Source organism: Phaeodactylibacter xiamenensis, from assembly GCF_000759025.1.
Lineage (GTDB): Bacteria > Bacteroidota > Bacteroidia > Chitinophagales > Saprospiraceae > Phaeodactylibacter > Phaeodactylibacter xiamenensis.
Map to the genome: position 1 here is coordinate 1 of NZ_JPOS01000067.1, position 690 is coordinate 690.

The 690-nt window shown below is 54.2% G+C and carries 1 protein-coding gene; it reads left to right on the forward strand.

Annotated elements, in window-relative coordinates:
- The coding region (locus tag IX84_RS18405; protein ID WP_044224083.1) for an HYR domain-containing protein at positions 1 to 690 on the forward strand (690 nt) is incomplete at both ends.

Below are 690 nucleotides of genomic sequence, written 5' to 3' on the forward strand. Positions count from 1 at the left end.
GCGATGGCAGCCCCAACTCCGGCTCCGGCAGCTGCATGGCAATGGTGACCGTGGAAGACCTGCTCCCGCCTCAGGCCGAGTGTACAGATGTTACAGTACAACTCGATGAAAATGGGACAGCTTTCCTGCCATCCTTCAATGTAGACGGTGGCTCGTCGGACAATTGCGGTACGCTGGACCTGGCGCTTAGCCAAAGCAGTTTCGACTGCACACATCTGGGAGAAAACGCTGTGGATATGATCGTAAGCGATGGCAGCAACAACCAAGATACCTGTACGGCGACCATCACGGTAGAGGATGTAATCTCGCCGGTGGCCGTATGTCAGCCCTTCAGCGTCAGCCTGGATAGTACCGGATTCGCGTCAATCACGGCTGATAATGTGGACGGCGGCTCTACCGATAACTGCCCAGGGGTGAGCCTGATGCTCAATCAGAGTACTTTCGATTGCGGTGATATCGGTACCAACACCGTCACGTTAACGGTGACCGATGCCAGCAATAATTCGGATGCATGTCAGGCTACCGTGACGGTAACTGATGACCTGCCACCGCAGGCCTTATGCGCAGATATTAGTGTTGCCCTGGATTCCATAGGGCAGGCAATGATAACGACAGATTTGATCGGTGGAGCCTCCACTGATAATTGTGGTGCACCAGACTTATCGCTTAGCCAGGCCGATTTCGACTGTA